This window comes from Psychromicrobium silvestre (genome assembly GCF_013408295.1).
Lineage (GTDB): Bacteria > Actinomycetota > Actinomycetes > Actinomycetales > Micrococcaceae > Renibacterium > Renibacterium silvestre.
The window spans coordinates 1,224,145-1,240,517 of sequence record NZ_JACBYQ010000001.1 but is presented as its reverse complement, the minus strand read 5'-3'; the positions used below and the strand labels follow the sequence as shown (position 1 = coordinate 1,240,517).

Annotated in this window: 15 protein-coding genes; 10 read left to right on the top strand and 5 right to left on the bottom strand. The window is 60.4% G+C overall.

Annotation, left to right across the window (positions count from 1 at the left end):
• Positions 1–54 precede the first annotated feature (54 nt).
• Positions 55–816: an SGNH/GDSL hydrolase family protein gene (locus FHU41_RS05795; RefSeq protein ID WP_246279551.1), complete on the bottom strand. Its 762-nt coding sequence runs from the start codon at positions 814–816 to the stop codon at positions 55–57.
• A gap of 139 nt (positions 817–955) precedes the next feature.
• On the opposite strand from FHU41_RS05795, the gene FHU41_RS05790 reads away from it, so the two are divergent.
• Positions 956–1,675, top strand: a complete 720-nt coding sequence (locus tag FHU41_RS05790; RefSeq protein ID WP_179388645.1) for a C8orf58 family protein — start codon at positions 956–958, stop codon at positions 1,673–1,675.
• 23 nt (positions 1,676–1,698) lie between these two features.
• On the opposite strand, the gene FHU41_RS05785 is transcribed toward FHU41_RS05790, so the two are convergent.
• The gene (locus tag FHU41_RS05785) at positions 1,699–2,892 is read right to left on the bottom strand and encodes an MFS transporter (protein WP_343046252.1); all 1,194 of its coding nucleotides are present in this window, start codon (positions 2,890–2,892) and stop codon (positions 1,699–1,701) included.
• 297 nt (positions 2,893–3,189) lie between these two features.
• A complete protein-coding gene (locus FHU41_RS05780) occupies positions 3,190–4,011 on the bottom strand; it encodes an MBL fold metallo-hydrolase (RefSeq protein WP_179388644.1) in 822 nt (273 codons plus the stop codon).
• Positions 4,012–4,089: 78 nt separating this feature from the next.
• On the opposite strand from FHU41_RS05780, the gene FHU41_RS05775 reads away from it, so the two are divergent.
• From FHU41_RS05775 to FHU41_RS05765, 3 genes are read left to right on the top strand one after another with little or no spacing between them, the layout of a single operon-like run.
• Positions 4,090–5,328, top strand: a complete 1,239-nt coding sequence (locus tag FHU41_RS05775) for an aminotransferase class V-fold PLP-dependent enzyme (RefSeq protein WP_179388643.1) — start codon at positions 4,090–4,092, stop codon at positions 5,326–5,328.
• On the top strand, positions 5,325–6,449 hold the full coding sequence (gene mnmA / locus FHU41_RS05770) for a tRNA 2-thiouridine(34) synthase MnmA (protein WP_179388642.1): 1,125 nt from the start codon (positions 5,325–5,327) through the stop codon (positions 6,447–6,449). Before FHU41_RS05775 ends, mnmA begins: the two co-directional genes overlap by 4 nt.
• Before the next feature lie 25 nt (positions 6,450–6,474).
• Positions 6,475–6,873 carry a DUF1801 domain-containing protein gene (locus FHU41_RS05765; protein WP_179388641.1) on the top strand — a complete coding sequence of 133 codons (399 nt, stop codon included), beginning with the start codon at positions 6,475–6,477 and terminating at the stop codon, positions 6,871–6,873.
• Positions 6,874–6,877: 4 nt separating this feature from the next.
• Here FHU41_RS05765 and FHU41_RS05760 read toward each other — a convergent pair whose 3' ends face one another.
• Complete coding sequence (locus FHU41_RS05760; protein ID WP_179388640.1) at positions 6,878–7,393, bottom strand: YbhB/YbcL family Raf kinase inhibitor-like protein; 516 nt, start codon at positions 7,391–7,393, stop codon at positions 6,878–6,880.
• A 147-nt stretch (positions 7,394–7,540) separates the two neighbouring features.
• On the opposite strand from FHU41_RS05760, the gene FHU41_RS15270 reads away from it, so the two are divergent.
• From FHU41_RS15270 to FHU41_RS05735, 5 genes are all read left to right on the top strand, one after another.
• A complete protein-coding gene (locus FHU41_RS15270) occupies positions 7,541–8,233 on the top strand; it encodes a glutamine amidotransferase-related protein (protein WP_179388639.1) in 693 nt (230 codons plus the stop codon).
• A 132-nt stretch (positions 8,234–8,365) separates the two neighbouring features.
• Entirely contained in the window at positions 8,366–10,003 is a 1,638-nt protein-coding gene (locus tag FHU41_RS05750; protein WP_179388638.1) for an ABC transporter substrate-binding protein, read from the top strand.
• 98 nt (positions 10,004–10,101) lie between these two features.
• Positions 10,102–11,187 carry an ABC transporter permease gene (locus FHU41_RS05745; RefSeq protein WP_179388637.1) on the top strand — a complete coding sequence of 362 codons (1,086 nt, stop codon included), beginning with the start codon at positions 10,102–10,104 and terminating at the stop codon, positions 11,185–11,187.
• Between the two features lies 1 nt (position 11,188).
• Positions 11,189–12,178, top strand: coding sequence for an ABC transporter permease (locus tag FHU41_RS05740; RefSeq protein WP_179388636.1), 990 nt, complete (start codon positions 11,189–11,191; stop codon positions 12,176–12,178).
• Positions 12,175–13,842: a dipeptide ABC transporter ATP-binding protein gene (locus FHU41_RS05735; RefSeq protein WP_179388635.1), complete on the top strand. Its 1,668-nt coding sequence runs from the start codon at positions 12,175–12,177 to the stop codon at positions 13,840–13,842. The genes FHU41_RS05740 and FHU41_RS05735 overlap by 4 nt, the downstream gene beginning before the upstream one ends.
• 62 nt (positions 13,843–13,904) lie before the next feature.
• On the opposite strand, the gene FHU41_RS05730 is transcribed toward FHU41_RS05735, so the two are convergent.
• Positions 13,905–15,368, bottom strand: coding sequence for an MFS transporter (locus tag FHU41_RS05730; RefSeq protein ID WP_179388634.1), 1,464 nt, complete (start codon positions 15,366–15,368; stop codon positions 13,905–13,907).
• A 107-nt stretch (positions 15,369–15,475) separates the two neighbouring features.
• Between FHU41_RS05730 and FHU41_RS05725 the strand changes: the two genes are divergently transcribed.
• Positions 15,476–16,351 carry a helix-turn-helix transcriptional regulator gene (locus FHU41_RS05725; protein WP_179388633.1) on the top strand — a complete coding sequence of 292 codons (876 nt, stop codon included), beginning with the start codon at positions 15,476–15,478 and terminating at the stop codon, positions 16,349–16,351.
• Positions 16,352–16,373: the final 22 nt, after the last annotated feature.

Sequence of the window (16,373 nt, the reverse complement as noted above, 5' to 3'; positions counted from 1 at the left end):
ATTACTCTTTTCCCTGGGCCATCGAGGGCAAAAGCCTTCTATGACGGGGGAGTTTCAGCCGCGGTGCGCCGATCCTGGACCAAAGACCGGGCCGGGGGTGGGGCGCTTGGCGCTCACGCCGTCGCCCGAAGACTGATGCCTAATCCGCCGCAGCACCCAGGGCACAAAGAACTCCCGTGCCCAGACCAGATCCTCCGTTCGGGCTTCACGCCAGGTGCGCACCGGCAGCGGTGGTGGTTCCAAAGGTTCCAGACGGTGCGGCACGTTGAGTGCTTCTAGCGTCATCATGGCGATTCGGTGATGGCCCAGGGGCGAGAAATGCAGCCTGTCGTCGTCCCACATGGCCGGGCCGGAAAGCTCACGCAGCGACCACATATCGGCGATCACCGCGTCATGGCGTGCGGCCACGGTGCGTAAGTTCTCGTTATAGATGGCAACCCGGCCTCTCACCAGACCTAGGACGGGGGTATCGCGGATATCCGGTCCGTTGAAGAGCAAGACGGTAGCGCCGGAAGCAGCCATTTTGCCCACTGCAGCGTCGAGGGATTCCGCCAGCGCATCCGGATCGGAGCCCGGGCGGATCAGGTCGTTACCGCCGGCCGAAATGGAAATCAGGTCCGGATTGAGCGCCAAAGCGGGTGCTAACTGTTCATCGAGGATCTGCTGCAACAATCTGCCACGGATGGCCAGGTTTGCGTAGGCGAAGTCCTGATGGCCCTTGCTGAGTTCCTCGGCCAGACGGTCCGCCCAACCGCGGTGCCCGCCCGGGCTGGTCGGTTCGGGATCACCAATGCCCTCGGTGAAAGAGTCTCCCATCGCGACGTAGCGGCTCCAGGGATGTTGTTCGGATTCGTTGTTCGTCACCTTCCTATCCTGCTCCTGTGGGGTATGGTTTTGCCAACTTGATACGGTAAGGCGAGAGATTGAGCACGAAAACAGAAGGGGGAGAGTCAGCATGCGAACGACGTCGGCGCGCGCCTTTGCTGCCACCCTTGCCGGTATCTCCGCCCTCCTTTTATTGGCTGGGCTGACAGCCTGCACCATCACGGTGCCCTCACCGCAGGACACCTCGACACTTTCGCCCAGCCCAAGCCCCACTTACTCCGCCCCCACGGTGCTGCCAGGACACAATGCGGATGCGGTGGCCGCGAAGGAACTGAGCTGGGCGGCCGGGAACACTCTTTCCGTCGGGGTCCCGGTGGCGTGGACGGATCAGCTGACCGAACCGGATACCTCGGGGGATAAAACAGTCCCCTCGAAATGGAAGTCGGTGAAACTAAATCAAGCCGGTTGGACCGAGTATCAGCATGCTAATGGCTGCGTACTGAGTTTGTGGCAGACCGTGAATCAGCAGTCGCTTATGGTGGCTAATGACGATAAGGCCTCTACCGTCGCGCTCTTCAAATACCTGATTCCTTCGATTCTGCCGGAGACCTTGAAAGCGACAACCATGCGCTGGGCCAAGGAACTAGACAAGCCCTCACCAAAGATTCAGTTGCTGACCTTGCGTACTCCCGCGAAAAACAAGAATCCGGCCAGGATCTATAGCGCCCGGATGTTCAATCGTGCGGGTACCGGCATCGTTTTCAGCCTGAGTTGTTCCTCGGATGCGCTACTCAATTCAACCTTCAACTCGATACAGCCCAAACTTGCGGTATCGCCACCACAGCAGTAACGCCTTCGCGCCTCATGAGCCTATTAGCCAGCGGCTTCGGAGGCTTGTCGTTCGGCTTCCCGTCCGGGAACCAGAGGTGCGGCGATCAGCGGGGCCAGGCCAGTCAGTGCGAAAGCCAAGGGATAGCCGAAGAGCCCGATCAGCGCACCGATCGTCGGTGGCACGATGGCCGAGACCAGATATTGGCCAGTGTTTTGGGTTCCCAGCGCCCGTCCGGACCAATACGGGCCTGCGGCCTCGGCTACCGAGGTGAAAGCTAGTCCATTATCGGCCACTGTGATCACCGAGGCGATCAGAAGCAGTGCAATAGAGATCGGGGAGCCAAGATAGTCGGTTAGTGCAAGCAACAACATGCCTGCGGCGGCGGCCAGCGCCACCGAACGCAGCGGCGCCACCCGGCTACCCGAACGGTCTGACCAGACGCCGACAGCGATTCGTCCCAGTGCGCCGGCCACCTGAGCAATCGCGACAATCACCCCGGCCACAACCGGGTCGAGGCGGCGTTCACCTAGCAACCAGACTAAGGAAAAGGTCCAGACCGTGAATTGCGGGATCACCAGGATTGCTGAGACCAGATGGATACGAGCTAGGTAACTGCTGCGCAAATAAGGATTTTCGGTTCCCGGATCGGTGCGGCGGGCTCGGCGTGGAGGATTAGAGATGCCCAGCCAACAAGCCACGGTCACCACAGCCGCAATGCCAGCCACGACGGCGAGCGAGGTCTGCAAGGCATGGCCATGAGCCACGGCGGGCAGCAGCAAGGAGGCGATGCCAACTCCCAGCGGTTGTGCCATTTGTCTGATGCCCATGGCTAGCCCGCGTCGCTCGGCGGGAAACCAGCCAACCACCACGCGGCCGCCGGCCGAATTAGTACAGCCGGTCGCTGCCCCAGCCAGGAAGAGAAACAGGCCTAGCTGCCAGGGAGAGTTGCTGAGAGCGGAGGCGATAAGAGCGGCAGTGGTTCCGGTCAAGGCGATGCCTAAGGACCGTTTCTCGCCAATTCGGTCGATCACCGCGCCCCAGAGGATCAGTGTGGACATGGTGCCCAGCAACGGCATCGCGATCAGGAAACCGGCGCCGGTCAGATCCAATCCCCATTGACTGTTCAGCTGTGGGATCAGGAAAGCCATCCCATTGACCACGATTGAGCTGACTGCTTGCGCCAAAACGGCCAAGCCCAGCATGAGCCAGTGACGACCACCAATTTCCTGCAACACTCTCACCTGTCTCATATATTGAGATGTGAATCTCAAATAATGGAATATGTAAGAGCCTAGATTCAGGCGATCTCGAATTTCCACCCCGTCCGCTCCGTGGACCCCACCACCTCCCAGCCCGTCCTTTACCCCTCCACGCGCGAGTGCACAGTTAACGCCCATCAGCGGGGTGAAACATGGGCGTTAACTGTGCACTCGCGCGACGGCGACGGTGACGAGGCAGTGGGGGCGGTGCGACGGCGACGAGGTAGTGGGGGTGGTGCGGGTGGAGCAGGTAGGCGGAGGGGGCTGGGGTGCTTAGGTGAGATCGTCGTGGGCTCCGGTGATCCAGTCGATATACCGCTCCGCCGATCGCTGGATGACTTCCCAGCCATTTGCGCCGAGCTTATTGCCGAAATTTCCATAGACGCGATCAAACTCAAGGGCGGCGACCCGGGTGGCGATTCGCTTAACCGCTCCGGGGGAGAGCGGAATGTAGTTGGGGTAGCTGCGCATGAAGCTGGCCCAGCCAGAGGGTACCGGGAAGATGCTGTCTCCGGTCAGAAGAACCCCTCCCCGCGCCGTGCTCCAGTGCGCCACGGCGCTGCCCGGGAAATGCCCGCCGATCTGAATCAGGTTCACGCCTGGCAGTACTTGTTCGTGATCCGACCAGAAGCGCACTGCGGCACCTTCTCGGCGCAACCACGCCCGGTCGGCCTCGGCAACATAGACCGGAGCATGATCGAAAGCCGCCGACCATTCGAGTTGGATGCCGAACATATGTGGGTGACTAGAAGCGATCGCTGCCACGCCTCCCAGCTCGGAGATTTGAGCTATTGAAGCCGCGTCAATAAAGGCTGGCGGGTCCCAGAGCAGATTCCCCTCTGCGGTCTGGACCAGTAGTGAATGCTGACCGATGCCAAACTTGGGAGAGCCCTGGATTTTCCACAACCCCTTCTCGGCGAGTTCTACTATGAGGCCCTGCCCTTGCTCCTGTAATTGCCCCAGAGTGACCCAGGACTGCCCCTGTTCGGGGACGTACTGCCGGTCATCTTGGCAGATCAAACAAACCCCACTCGCCAAGGACTCTGCGGAGTGTTCGACTCCGCAGGTTGAACAAATCATCAGTGAAAGATCCATGCCAGCATCATCCAATCTCAAGGGCACTAGAGGTCAAACGCTTTCGTCGGATATCCCGAGAGGAGGTAGAATCGGTGGGTGCCCGTGTACTTCGATCATGCGGCAACCACGCCTTTGTCCGCACCGGCGTTGGCCGCACTCACCCAAGAACTTAGCCGTAGCGGCAATCCATCCTCGCTGCACGGTTCGGGTCGTCGTGCCCGCGCAGTGGTAGAGCAGTCCCGGGAAATCTTAGCCAGAGCCGCGGGAGCCCACTCATCCGAGGTGATCTTCGTCTCCGGCGGCACCGAGGCAGATAACCTGGCCGTAAAGGGTCTGTATTGGTCCCGCCGCGCTGCGGACCCGAGGCGGAAGCGCATTCTGGTTTCCGCCGTCGAGCACCCTGCCGTGCAGGACACTGTGGAATGGCTCCAGCAGCACCAGGGAGCCGAAGCGGTCTGGCTGCCGGTTGACCCTGACGGCAGGCTGAATTTGGATGCTTATCGAGAAGCGCTCGACGACGATCCGGAGTCGGTCGCGCTGGTCACCGTGATGTGGGCCAATAACGAAGTGGGCACCGTGCAGCCGATTGCCGAGGTGGTTGCGCTCGCGGCTAGTTACGGTATTCCCGTGCATTCCGACGCCGTCCAAGCCTTCGGTTCAGTTCCTGTGAACTTCGCGGATTCAGGTCTAGCCGCCATGTCGATCAGCGGGCACAAGATCGGTGGTCCGGTAGGGATCGGCGCGCTCTTGCTGGGACGAGCGATCAAGCTCACCCCGGTACAGCACGGCGGCGGGCAGGAACGCGACGTTCGTTCCGGAACTCTTGATACGCCCTCCATTGCCGCTTTCGCGGCCGCCGCGGCAGACGCCGTCGAACATTTAGCGGAAGAATCGGCCCGACTCGCCGCGCTCCGGGACCAGCTCATCGAGAGGATTAGGCAGGCCATTCCCGAGGCCGTGCTGCGAGGCTCCGCAACGGAGAGACTGCCCGGCAATGTACATTTCACCTTTCCGGGTTGTGAGGGTGATTCGCTGCTTTTCCTGCTGGATATGGCGGGTATTGAGACCTCCACCGGATCGGCCTGTACGGCCGGAGTGCCACGGCCCTCTCAGGTTCTGCTCGCAATGGGCTTGGACGAGGAAGAAGCCCGAGGCGCGCAACGCTTTAGCCTGGGGCATACCACGGAGCAAAGCGACGTTGATGTATTGATGGCTGCGCTACCGCAAGCCCACGCCCAGGCAAAACAGGCTGGAATGGCCGGGCACCAATCCACTATCCAAACCGCCGCGACTCAGGCGCTCGCCGCCAAAGCTACGCCTCTAGGAGCAAGATGAAAGTTTTAGCCGCTATGAGCGGTGGAGTGGACTCCGCCGTCGCCGCCGCCCGAGCCGTTGAGGCGGGGCACGAAGTGGTCGGAGTGCATCTGGCGCTCTCCCGGATGCCCGGAACCCTGCGCACCGGGAGCCGGGGCTGCTGCACCATCGAAGATTCCACGGATGCTTGGAAAGCCTGCGAGAAGCTGGGTATTCCTTACTACGTCTGGGATTTCTCCGAGCGGTTCAAGGAAGAGGTGGTGGACGATTTCATCGCGGAATATGCCGCCGGACGCACCCCAAACCCCTGTATGCGTTGTAATGAGCGGATCAAATTTGCCGCCTTGCTAGAGAAGGCCTTGGCTCTGGGCTTTGACGCCGTCTGCACCGGCCACTATGCCCGGGTGGATCAGGACGAGGCCGGGAACTACGAGTTGCACCGGGCTAATGACTGGGCCAAGGATCAGTCCTATGTGCTGGGGGTACTGACGCACGAGCAATTGGCGCATTCGATGTTCCCGCTGGCCGATGTGGCCAGCAAAGCCGAGGTCCGCGCGGAGGCTGAACGGCGGGGACTCTCCGTAGCCAAGAAGCCGGACAGCCACGATATTTGCTTTATCTCCGACGGCGATACCCGAGGTTGGCTGGCCGAGAAGATTGAGATGACTCCCGGCCAGGTGATCGACGAGACCGGGGCCACGGTTGGCAGCCACGAGGGTGCGAATGCCTTCACCGTTGGCCAGCGCCGCGGCCTCAAACTCGGAACCCCGGCGGCCGACGGTAAGCCGCGCTTCGTTTTGGAGATCAGGCCTAAAGAGAACACCGTGGTGGTCGGGCCAGAGGCCCTGCTCGCTATTCAAGAAATCCGTGGCATTAAGATTTCCTGGGCGGGCGAACCCATTGCAGAAGTGGGGCGAGGTGAAGATTTCCCCTGCATGGCTCAGGTCCGCGCGCATGGCGATCCGGTGCCAGCCCGAGCCCGGGTGGAACCGGATCAGGATGGTATCCCGGCACTCACCGTCACCTTGGATGAGCCGATGCGTGGGGTAGCTCCGGGACAAACTGTGGTGCTCTATCAGGGCACCCGGGTGCTGGGGCAGGCCACCATCGATACGGCGCGAGCGCTCGAGCGCATCGGCTGAGCAAGCCGCGGAACAAAGGCAGCTCATGAGCTACGTTATCGATCCAATGGTGGATGCCTATATCGCTTCCTTGCCTGCTTGGCAGCAAGCGATCTGCCGTGAGGTTCGGGAACTGGTGCACGCCGCCGATCCAGAGGTTACCGAGACCATTAAGCGCACGGTCCAGCCCTATTTCGTGTTGCAGGGAAATATCTGTGCCCTGTTAGCCGCAAAGGACCATGTGAACGTGTTCATCTACGACGGCGGCATGGTGCCTGATCCGGAGGGCATCATCACCGCAGGACATCAGAATAAGACGGCTCGCACAGTCTCCTTCCGCGAAGGAGACTTAATTAACCGTGACGCGCTCAGTACGATGTTCCAACAGATCATCGCGAACAACCGGGCTGGTGGCTGGCGAAAACTCAAGGCTCAACAGGACTGAACTTCTAGCCCTCCTGAATGCCGGTGAGACGGCCGCGGGCTAAGACATGTCCGCGAACCAGTTCAAGCAGGGCGGCCACATTCTTCGGCTCCTCGCCCAGCGGCCGGTCCAAAGCGAAGAGCTGGAAGCCATAGCGGTGCACACCGTGCCCGGGAAGCGGGCGAGGCCCGGCATAGCCATGACTGCCGAAGGATGCCGGCAGAAAACGAATATTTTCATCCTCTTGATTCAAAGAACCTTCCGGAAGTCCAAGGAGGCTCGGTGAAAGCGCTGCGATGGTGTGAATAATCGGTCGCGGCAAAGGCACATCGATATCCTCGATGATCAGTAACAGCTGCTTAGTGCCCGCCGGAGCTTGGGACCAGGAGAGCGCAGGGGAGAGGTTGTCTCCCCGGCCCTTACCCGAATGAGTCAGCGGGATGGCCTGCCCGTCCTGGAAAGCCGTGCTTTGTACCTGAAGAGTTTCCTCCGCAGCGAGTTCTGGAGCGTACCAACTGCTTCTATTTTCGTCAGGACGCACTTTTCGCAACAACTTTCCGAGCAAGCTGACAGCCATAAGGAGTCCCTTCGTGAACCGCCGGACCGTTCAGCCCAACAGTGCCAAACGCTAGCAGATACCGGCTGCCGGGCTCCCCTCTTCGCGGAGCAGGGCAATAGAGTTGGTGCTGTGAAATATGTGTTGATTCTGCAGCATGTTGCCGTCGAAGGCCCCGGCCTGATCGCCTCCGCCCTGGACGCGAAGAGTGTGCCTTGGCGGCTGCGCAATCTGCTCACCGAGGCGCAACCTGAGTTGCCTCCGCTGAGTGAGCTGGCCGGCGTCGTACTCATGGGTGGACCGATGGATGCCGGGGATACCCAAAACTATCCGGCCCTCGGGCAGGAGCGGGCGCTAGTTCGATCAGCGATCCAGATGGGGCTTCCCGTGCTGGGCGTCTGTTTGGGGCACCAGATCATTGCACTCGCGCTCGACGCCGGTATTGACTATGCGGCGAGCCGGGAGATCGGCCTCGGGCCGGTTCAAGCCACCGGTGAGTTGGCAATCCTGGCCGGGCTCGACGTCGTGCACTGGCACACCGACAACGCGAGGCTTCCGGAAGGAGCTGAACTATTGGCCAGCACCGAGGGCTGCGCCAATCAGGCTTTTAGATTCGGCAGCGCACTGGGCCTGCAATTCCATCTTGAACTCGATGAGCCACTGCTCAAAGCCTGGTTGGATAGCGGAATGGATCAGGACCTGGGCGCGGAATCGACCGAGGACCTGCTCGCCGAGTTCGCACGTGGAGCAGTTCCCAGAGAGCGGGCTGCGGCTCGGATCTTCGGTGATTTCGCGGCTTGTAGCCGGGTTGCGCTTGGTAACTAACTGGTTGCAAAATCACCGCCAAGGGGACAACTTCTGGTATCTCTGGTAAAAACAGAGGATCATGATTGTGCGCTGGTTCACATCTGCGGGGGCAGAGGCGGCGTAGATCACTCATCGAAAGAAAGTTCTCAGATGTCTAAGAACACTTCCAGGTTGCGGTATATCGCAGCCTTCGCTGGCGTATCCGCGTTGGCACTCACGGCCTGCACCGGCCCGGCTGGAAACACCGGGAACACCACGGGCGGGACCTCCGGCGGCTCACTGACCATTGGCACCACCGATAAAGTGGTGGCCCTTGACCCGGCCGGATCCTATGACAATGGCTCGCTGTTCATGGAGACTCAGGTCTACCCCTTCCTGGTCAATATCAAACCGCAGGGGAACGAGGTGGAGCCGGATCTCGCGGAGTCCGCATCCTTCACCAAGCCGACCGAGTACACGGTCAAGCTCCGACCGAACCTCAAGTTCGCCAATGGGCACACCCTTGATTCCAAGGACGTGAAGTTCAGCTTCGACCGGATCATCAAGATCAATGATGAGAACGGCCCGGCCTCGCTGCTCACCAACTTGGCCAGCATCGCCACCCCCGATGCCAACACCGTGGTCTTCACGCTCAAGCAGCCCAATGACCAGACCTTCCCGGGTGTGCTGACCTCCTCGGCCGGACCGATCGTCGATGACGAGGTCTTCCCGGCCGATAAGTTGATGACCGACGAGGACATCGCCAAGGCGCATCCTTTTGCGGGCGCCTACGACGTGACCAGCTACACCAAGAACCAACTGGTCAGCTTGAAAGCCAATCCGGGCTATGTCGGCTTGGTAGAAAAGGCTAAGACCGATGTGGTCAATGTTCAGTACTACGCCAATTCCAATAACCTCAAGCTCGATATTCAGACCAATAAGATCGACGTGGCCTGGCGCAGCCTGAGCGCAACAGATATTGGCGACCTGAAGACCAAGGACAACGTCACGGTGCACACCGGCCCCGGCGGCGAGTTGCGCTATATGGTCTTCAACTTCGACACCATGCCCTTCGGGACGAAGACCCCCGAGGCTGATCCAAAGAAGGCCCTCGCGGTGCGTCAGGCGATTGCCGATCTGGTTGATCGTAAGGCGATTTCTGAGGATGTTTACAAGGGCACCTACACTCCGGCCTATTCCCCCGTGGTCTCCGGACTGCCCGGTGCTACCGAGCCGCTCAAGTCGCTCTATGGCGATGGCAGCGGCGCACCGAGCCTGGACAAGGCCAAGCAGCGTCTTTCCGATGCCGGGATTAGCGGCCCGGTAACGGTCAACCTGCAGTACAACCCGGACCACTATGGACCGAGCTCGGGCGACGAATACGCCAAGGTTAAGGATCAGCTGGAGAAGTCCGGGCTGTTCAAGGTGAACCTGCAGTCCACCGAATGGACCCAGTACTCCAAGGACCGCACCAAGGATCTCTACCCGGTGTACCAGCTGGGCTGGTTCCCGGATTACTCCGATGCGGATAACTACCTGACCCCGTTCTTCGTCAAGGACAACTTCCTGCACAACCACTATGACAACGCAGAGGTGCAGAAGCTGATCTCCGAGCAGCAGGGCACCAGTGACAAGGCGAAGCGCGCCGAGCTGATCGGTCAGATCCAGGAGCTAGAAGCCAAGGATCTTTCCACTCTGCCGCTTTTGCAGGGTAACCAGATTGCGGTTGCCGGGAAAAATGTCGACGGCGTGGACACCACGTTGGACGCAGCCTTCAAGTTCCGTCTGGCTGTAATTTCCAAGAAGTAATGACTCGTTTGGGGCAGGGTGCAGCGCACCCTGCCCCAAACCATGCCCATCGGCTTGAGCTCTCTGCCTCAATCCTGGGCACCAACTAAAAGGCACAAATGACTGCACTCATAGAATCTCCCGCGGAGCTAGAACCTGCCGCGCTCAAAAAAGCCAAAGGTTCCGGCGGCGGCTTGGGACGATACATCCTGGTCCGATTCCTCTTGATCATCCCGACCATTTTTATTTTGGTCACCCTGGTCTTCTTCCTGATGCGGGTCACCGGTGACCCGATCACGGCTGCCCTGGGCGGCAAATTACCGCCCGAGCAACTGGCAGTCAAAATCCACGATGCGGGCTATGACCGTCCAATCTTCGTCCAGTACTTCGAATACCTCGGCCATATTCTGACCGGAAACTTCGGCAGCACCCTGGATAACCAGCCGATCACCCAGGTGCTGCTGACCTACGGCTCGGCAACTCTCGAATTGGCTTTCTTCGCGCTGATCGTGGCGTTACTAATTGGCATTCCGCTCGGCATGCTGGCCGCGAAATTCCGGGATAAGTGGCCCGACGCTGGGCTGCGAATTTTCGCCATCCTGGGCTATGCAACTCCGGTGTTCTTCGCCGGTTTGCTGTTGAAACTTATTTTTTCCGTCTGGCTCGGTTGGTTCCCGGTGGCCGGGCGCGCCGATACCGAGAACGCATTGGCCTTACAGCAGCTCAGTTCACCCACCGGCATCTATTTCCTTGATGCCATCCGCAGCGGCAATATGGCCGCGCTCGGTGATGTATTGCAACATGCCGTGCTGCCCGCCGTCGCCCTTGGCCTGCTTACCGGTGGCGTCTTCCTACGCCTGGTCCGCACCAATGTGATTGGCACCCTGGGCCGGGACTATGTTGAGGCCGGACGTTCCCGCGGGGTGAGCGAATTCCGCTTAGTCACCAAGCACGCCTATAAGCCTGCGCTGATCCCGATCATTACGGTGATGGGCCTGCAGATCGCCATGCTGCTGGGCGGTGCGGTGCTAACCGAAACCACCTTCGAATGGAAGGGGCTGGGCTTCCAGCTGGCACAGTACCTAGGAAGTCGCGACTTCGTCGCCGTGCAGGGCATCGTCGCTCTGCTCGCTGTGTTGGTGGCAGTGACCAACTTCCTGGTAGACGTGATCGCTGCGCTCATCGACCCGCGAGTGAGGTACTGATATGACTGCTCTTCCTTCGGTGCGCAAGCCATCGTTCCTCTCCCGCTTGCCAATCGTTTCGCACTTGCGAATCAGCGTCGGGCTGCAACGCGGCATGCTGATTGTCGGCACCGTGCTGACCGGCTTGTTCGTGCTGGCGGCAATCTTCGCACCGCTGATCGCCCCCTATGGCTTTAGCCAGCTGAGCAATGCCGCTGGCGAGTTCCCCACCCAGGCGGCTCCTTCAGCGGAACACATCTGGGGCACCACAGTGGGCGGTTACGACGTTTTCTCTCGGACGATGTGGGGTGCGCAGACCGCGATCTCGGTGATTGTCATCGCGGTGCTGCTCTCGATCTTCTTAGGTGTGATCCTCGGCCTGCTCTCCGGCTATATCGGCGGCTGGCTGGACCGGGTGCTGGTGGTAATAGCGGACGCTATCTTTGCCTTCCCCTCCCTGCTCTTGGCCATCGTGATGTCGATCATCATTAGCGGCGGGCGCTCCGACCTCTGGGGCGGCATCTTCGCGGCAGCTATCTCCATCACAGTGGTCTTTGTGCCACAGTACTTCCGGGTAATTCGGGCGGAGACCATTCGACTTAAGGCGGAACCCTTCGTGGAATCCGCCAAGGTGGTCGGCGCTTCTACCTGGCGGATCGTGGGCAGGCATATCTTTAAAAATGCCACTCGAAGCCTGCCGTTGATCTTTACGCTGAACTCCTCGGAGGCAATCCTGACCCTGGCCGGACTGGGCTTCCTGGGCTTCGGCATCGAGCCGACCGCCGCCGCCGAATGGGGCTTCGACCTCAACAAGGCGCTCGCGGACGCCACCAGCGGAATCTGGTGGACGGGTGTCTTCCCGGGTGCGGCCATTGTGCTGACCGTGCTGGGGCTGACCCTAGTGGGCGAGAGCATGAACGATCTGAACGACCCCCGGCTGCGCGGTCGCCGCCGGGCCGGCAAGAAGAAAACGAGCCAAGTGGCTCAGGACCCGCAGGGAGCAGCAGCATGAGCGAAAAGGTCCTCGAGATTGAGCACTTGAAGGTCACCTTCGCCACCGACGGCGGAGACGTCAAAGCGGTTGACGACGTCGGCCTGAGCGTTGCGCCCGGCGAAGTGGTTGCCATTGTGGGTGAATCCGGCTCGGGAAAGACGGTCACGGCCAAAACCATCCTCGGTCTCTTGCCGGAGACAGCGGTGAGTTCCGGGGTGGTTTTGGTGAACGGCCACGATGTGGTCTCGATTTCTAATCGGGAACTACGTTCGGTGCGCGGTCGGGACGTCTCGATGGTCTTCCAGGAGCCCTCCACGGCGCTCAACCCGGTCTACACTGTGGGCTGGCAGATCGCCGAAGGGCTCCGAGCACACCGAGCCAAGGACGGCAGCAAGATCTCCCGTAAGGAAGCCAAGGCAGCAGCCATTGAGGCGCTGCGCAAGGTAGGCATGCCGGAACCGGAAAAGCGGGTGGATTACTATCCGCATCAGTTCTCCGGCGGGCAGAAACAGCGAGTGGTGATTGCCGCGGCTCTAGCGCTGAACCCGGCACTGATCGTGGCCGATGAACCAACCACGGCGCTCGATGTCACGGTGCAAGCCGAGATCCTTGAATTGCTCCGCGATGTCCGGGATAAGTTTGGCACCGCCATTGTGCTGATCACTCACAATATGGGGGTGGTGGCCGATCTGGCCGACCGGGTAGTGGTGATGTACAAGGGCGATGTGGTTGAGGAAGCTAGCGCCGAAGAGCTTTTCTCCGCGCCACAGCAGGAGTACACCAAGGCTTTGCTGGCTGCGGTGCCCCATTTGGGCCGCCATTCTGCCTCTGCGGGGCTGACCGAGCGGGCACATCAGGACGCCGAGGTGTTGGTATCTGCGAAGGACCTGGTGATCGAGTATCCGGGTAGGTTTGGCCGGGCGGGTTTCCGGGCCGTGGACCAGGTGAGTTTCACCATCTCCGCCGGCGAGGTCTTTGGCCTGGTGGGGGAGTCCGGCTCGGGCAAGACCACGATTGGCAGAGCCATCGCAGGGCTGAATAAGACCACCGGCGGCTCGCTCAAGGTGCTGGGCTACGAGATGCTCGACTTCCGGGAGCGGACCTTCAAGCCGCTGCGGAAGGACATTGGGTTTGTCTTCCAGGATCCGGCAGCCTCCTTCAACCCACAGCTCAAAATCGGTGAGTGCGTGGCCGAGCCACTGCTGATTCATACCCCGGATTCGCCCGCTCAGGTGCGCAAAAAGGTTGGTGAGCTGCTTGAGGCAGTCCAGTTGCCGGCGTCGTACGCTGATCGCTATCCGCATGAGCTCTCCGGTGGCCAGCGGCAACGCGCCTCGCTCGCCCGGGCGCTGGCGCTCAACCCGAAGCTACTGATCGCCGATGAGCCGACCTCCGCGCTGGATGTTTCGGTGCAGGCCAAGGTGCTGGAACTGTTCAAGGAAATTCAGCGGGAGTTCGGCTTCGCCGCCTTGTTCATTAGCCACGACCTGGCCGTGGTGGACATGCTTTCGGAATGGGTCGGTGTGCTCTACAAGGGCCGGCTGGTGGAAGAAGGCATTGGCTCGCAGGTGATGGGGGCGCCGCGGGACGATTACACCAAGCGACTGATCGCTTCCTTGCCGGTACCCGATCCGGTTCAGCAAGCCGCCCGTCGGGAAGCGCACCGAGGTCTGCTCGGCTAAATCACTTCCACACACCGCGCGAGTGCACACTTAACGCCTATCCTGGGCACCAAACATGGGCGTTAAGTGTGCACTCGCGCGTTGGGGTTGGGGTTGGTGGAGGTTTGCAGGCGCCAGGCCAGCACGCCGAAGACGGCGCTGGTGAGTAACTGGATGCCTAGGCAGATTGTGAAGGCCAGTGCGAATCCCACGGCTGGCAGTTGGAAGAGGACCACAAAGGCACCTCCGAGAACTGCGACGCCGAGGGATAAGCCAAGTTGCTGCGCGGTGCTGAAGAGACCGCTGCCCAAACCGGCTGCCCAGTTGGGAATTTGAGCCAGCACGGTCTCGATCAGCGGCCCGAACATCATCGCCTGACCCACGCCAAGCACAATCAGGGTGAGTTGTTCCAGCCATTGTTGAACATCGAGGCCTTCGGTTAGGAACTCGATGGCCAGGGCCAGAATTGCCAGTGCTTGGAACAGCGAGCCGATCAGCATGGTCCACTTTCCAAGCAGCTGATTGATCTTCCGGATCAGGATGGAGGCGATGGCAAAGGAGAGCACGAACAAGGTCAGGGCTAGTCCAGAGGCCAGTCCGCTGTAGTGCATGCCGCGCTGAGTGAGCAGCGAGAACTGGTAAAGGAAACCCCCGTAACCGCCGAAGAACAGCACAGTCATCAGCAGTCCGGTACGCAACGCCGGGACTTTGAGTAGTGACGGTGGCGCGAGCGGGATCTTTCCGGAGGATTCCATCCGGGACTCCCAGCGAAGGAAGAGAAATCCGCAGAGCAGCGCGACGACGAGTAGCAGTACCGCGACCCAGAGCACCCCACCGGAGGTGAATAAGGTCAAAGAGATAACGAAGCAGGCCAGTGCGAGGCCGAGTAGCACCGAGCCGGTGCGGTCCATCGCTAGTGGAGCTTCCGAATGGCTCGGTCGCACCCGGTAGCTCAGCGCCGCCAGCACGAGGGCTATCAGCGCGCTGACCCACATCACCGGTCGCCAGCCGAGCCCGAACAGATTCACGGTTTCCAAGGCGCCGGCCAGAATCTGGCCCACCCCGGTTCCCAGCCCGACGGCGGCGGCATAGAGCGACATTGCCTTGGCTCGTAGCGGACCGGTGAAACTGGTTTGGATGGTGGCAAGCACCTGCGGCCAGAGCAGACCAACAGCCAGTCCCTGCACGGCGCGGCCGATAATGACTGGGACGAGTGAACTGCCCAGGCTGGTGAAAACGGAAGTTGCCGCAAAGAGCACTAGACCAGTAATGAAAAGCCTGCGGCGGCCGAAGCGATCGCCGAGCCGTCCCGAGAGGATCAGTACGGCGGCAAAGAGCACGTTATAGGAACTCAGCACAAGGCTCTGCCCGGCACCATCGGCATGTAAATCGCTACCCAGGGACGGAATGATCACATTCGAGGCCCCAATGGTGAAGGTGCCCAGGAAGGAGCCCGCGATCATCACCAGATAACCGGAGGATTTGGGCCTGCCCGCTAGCTCTCCGGTTGTTCCTGGCGGTGTGGTTTGTTGTGGAGCGGAGGTCATGAAACTAGTCTAGGCTGAGGCTTATCCTGTTACTAGGAGCCTGTTTATCCTAGTACTTAAGCTGCCTGTATGGCGGCTAAAGCTTGTTCACTCGGGAGAGGACATCGATGAGTAGCAATTCACGGCTCGAATTGGGGCAGTTTCTGCGTGACCGGCGCAATCGGCTGCGACCCTTCGACGTTGGCCTGCCGAGCTTTGGCCGCCGTCGCACTCCGGGCCTCCGCCGGGAGGAAGTTGCCCAGCTCGCCGGGGTGGGGGTTACCTGGTATACCTGGCTGGAACAGGGCAGGGATATCAATGCCTCCGCCCAGGTGCTCAACGCGGTGGCAACGGCCTTGCACTTGGATAGCAGCGAGCATAGGCACCTGCTGACCCTGGCGGGCGTCGATGCCAGAGTAGTGGTACCCGAGTGCGAAGACGTCAATGAATATCACCTGACGGTGATGCAAAAGATGCTGCCCTACCCCTGTGCCATTCAAAACGGGAGATACGATCTGCTCGCTTGGAACCGGGTCTATCGTTTCCTGATCGGAGATGTCGAGGAGCACGCTGATGGGCAACCACATAATTGCCTGTCCATGATCTTCAATGATCCGGCCTGGAAAACGGCTTATGGTGAGCGTTATCAGGAGGTCTGCCACAGCATGGTCGCCAGGTTCCGGGCAAATATGGCTTCCCATCTGGACGAGGCCGATTGGATCGATTTGGTGAACCAGCTCAAGGCTGACTCCGCCTATTTCACCGAAGTATGGGAGGCGCAGCAGGTACAGCGCAGCACCAGCTACGCCAAGATCTTCAACAGTCCTCGAGTGGGCGCCCTGCGACTGCAGTTCACCACCCTGTGGCTTGATCAGCAGCGGGATACCCGGCTGATGACGGTGACTCCGCTGGATGAGCTTTCCGCCAATCGCTTGGCCAAGCTTGATGCCATGGTCGATTCCGAACCCGCCGTCTCGCGCCGAAATGTTAGCCCAGCGGCTTGAGTTCCTGCTTGCTGCAACGTTG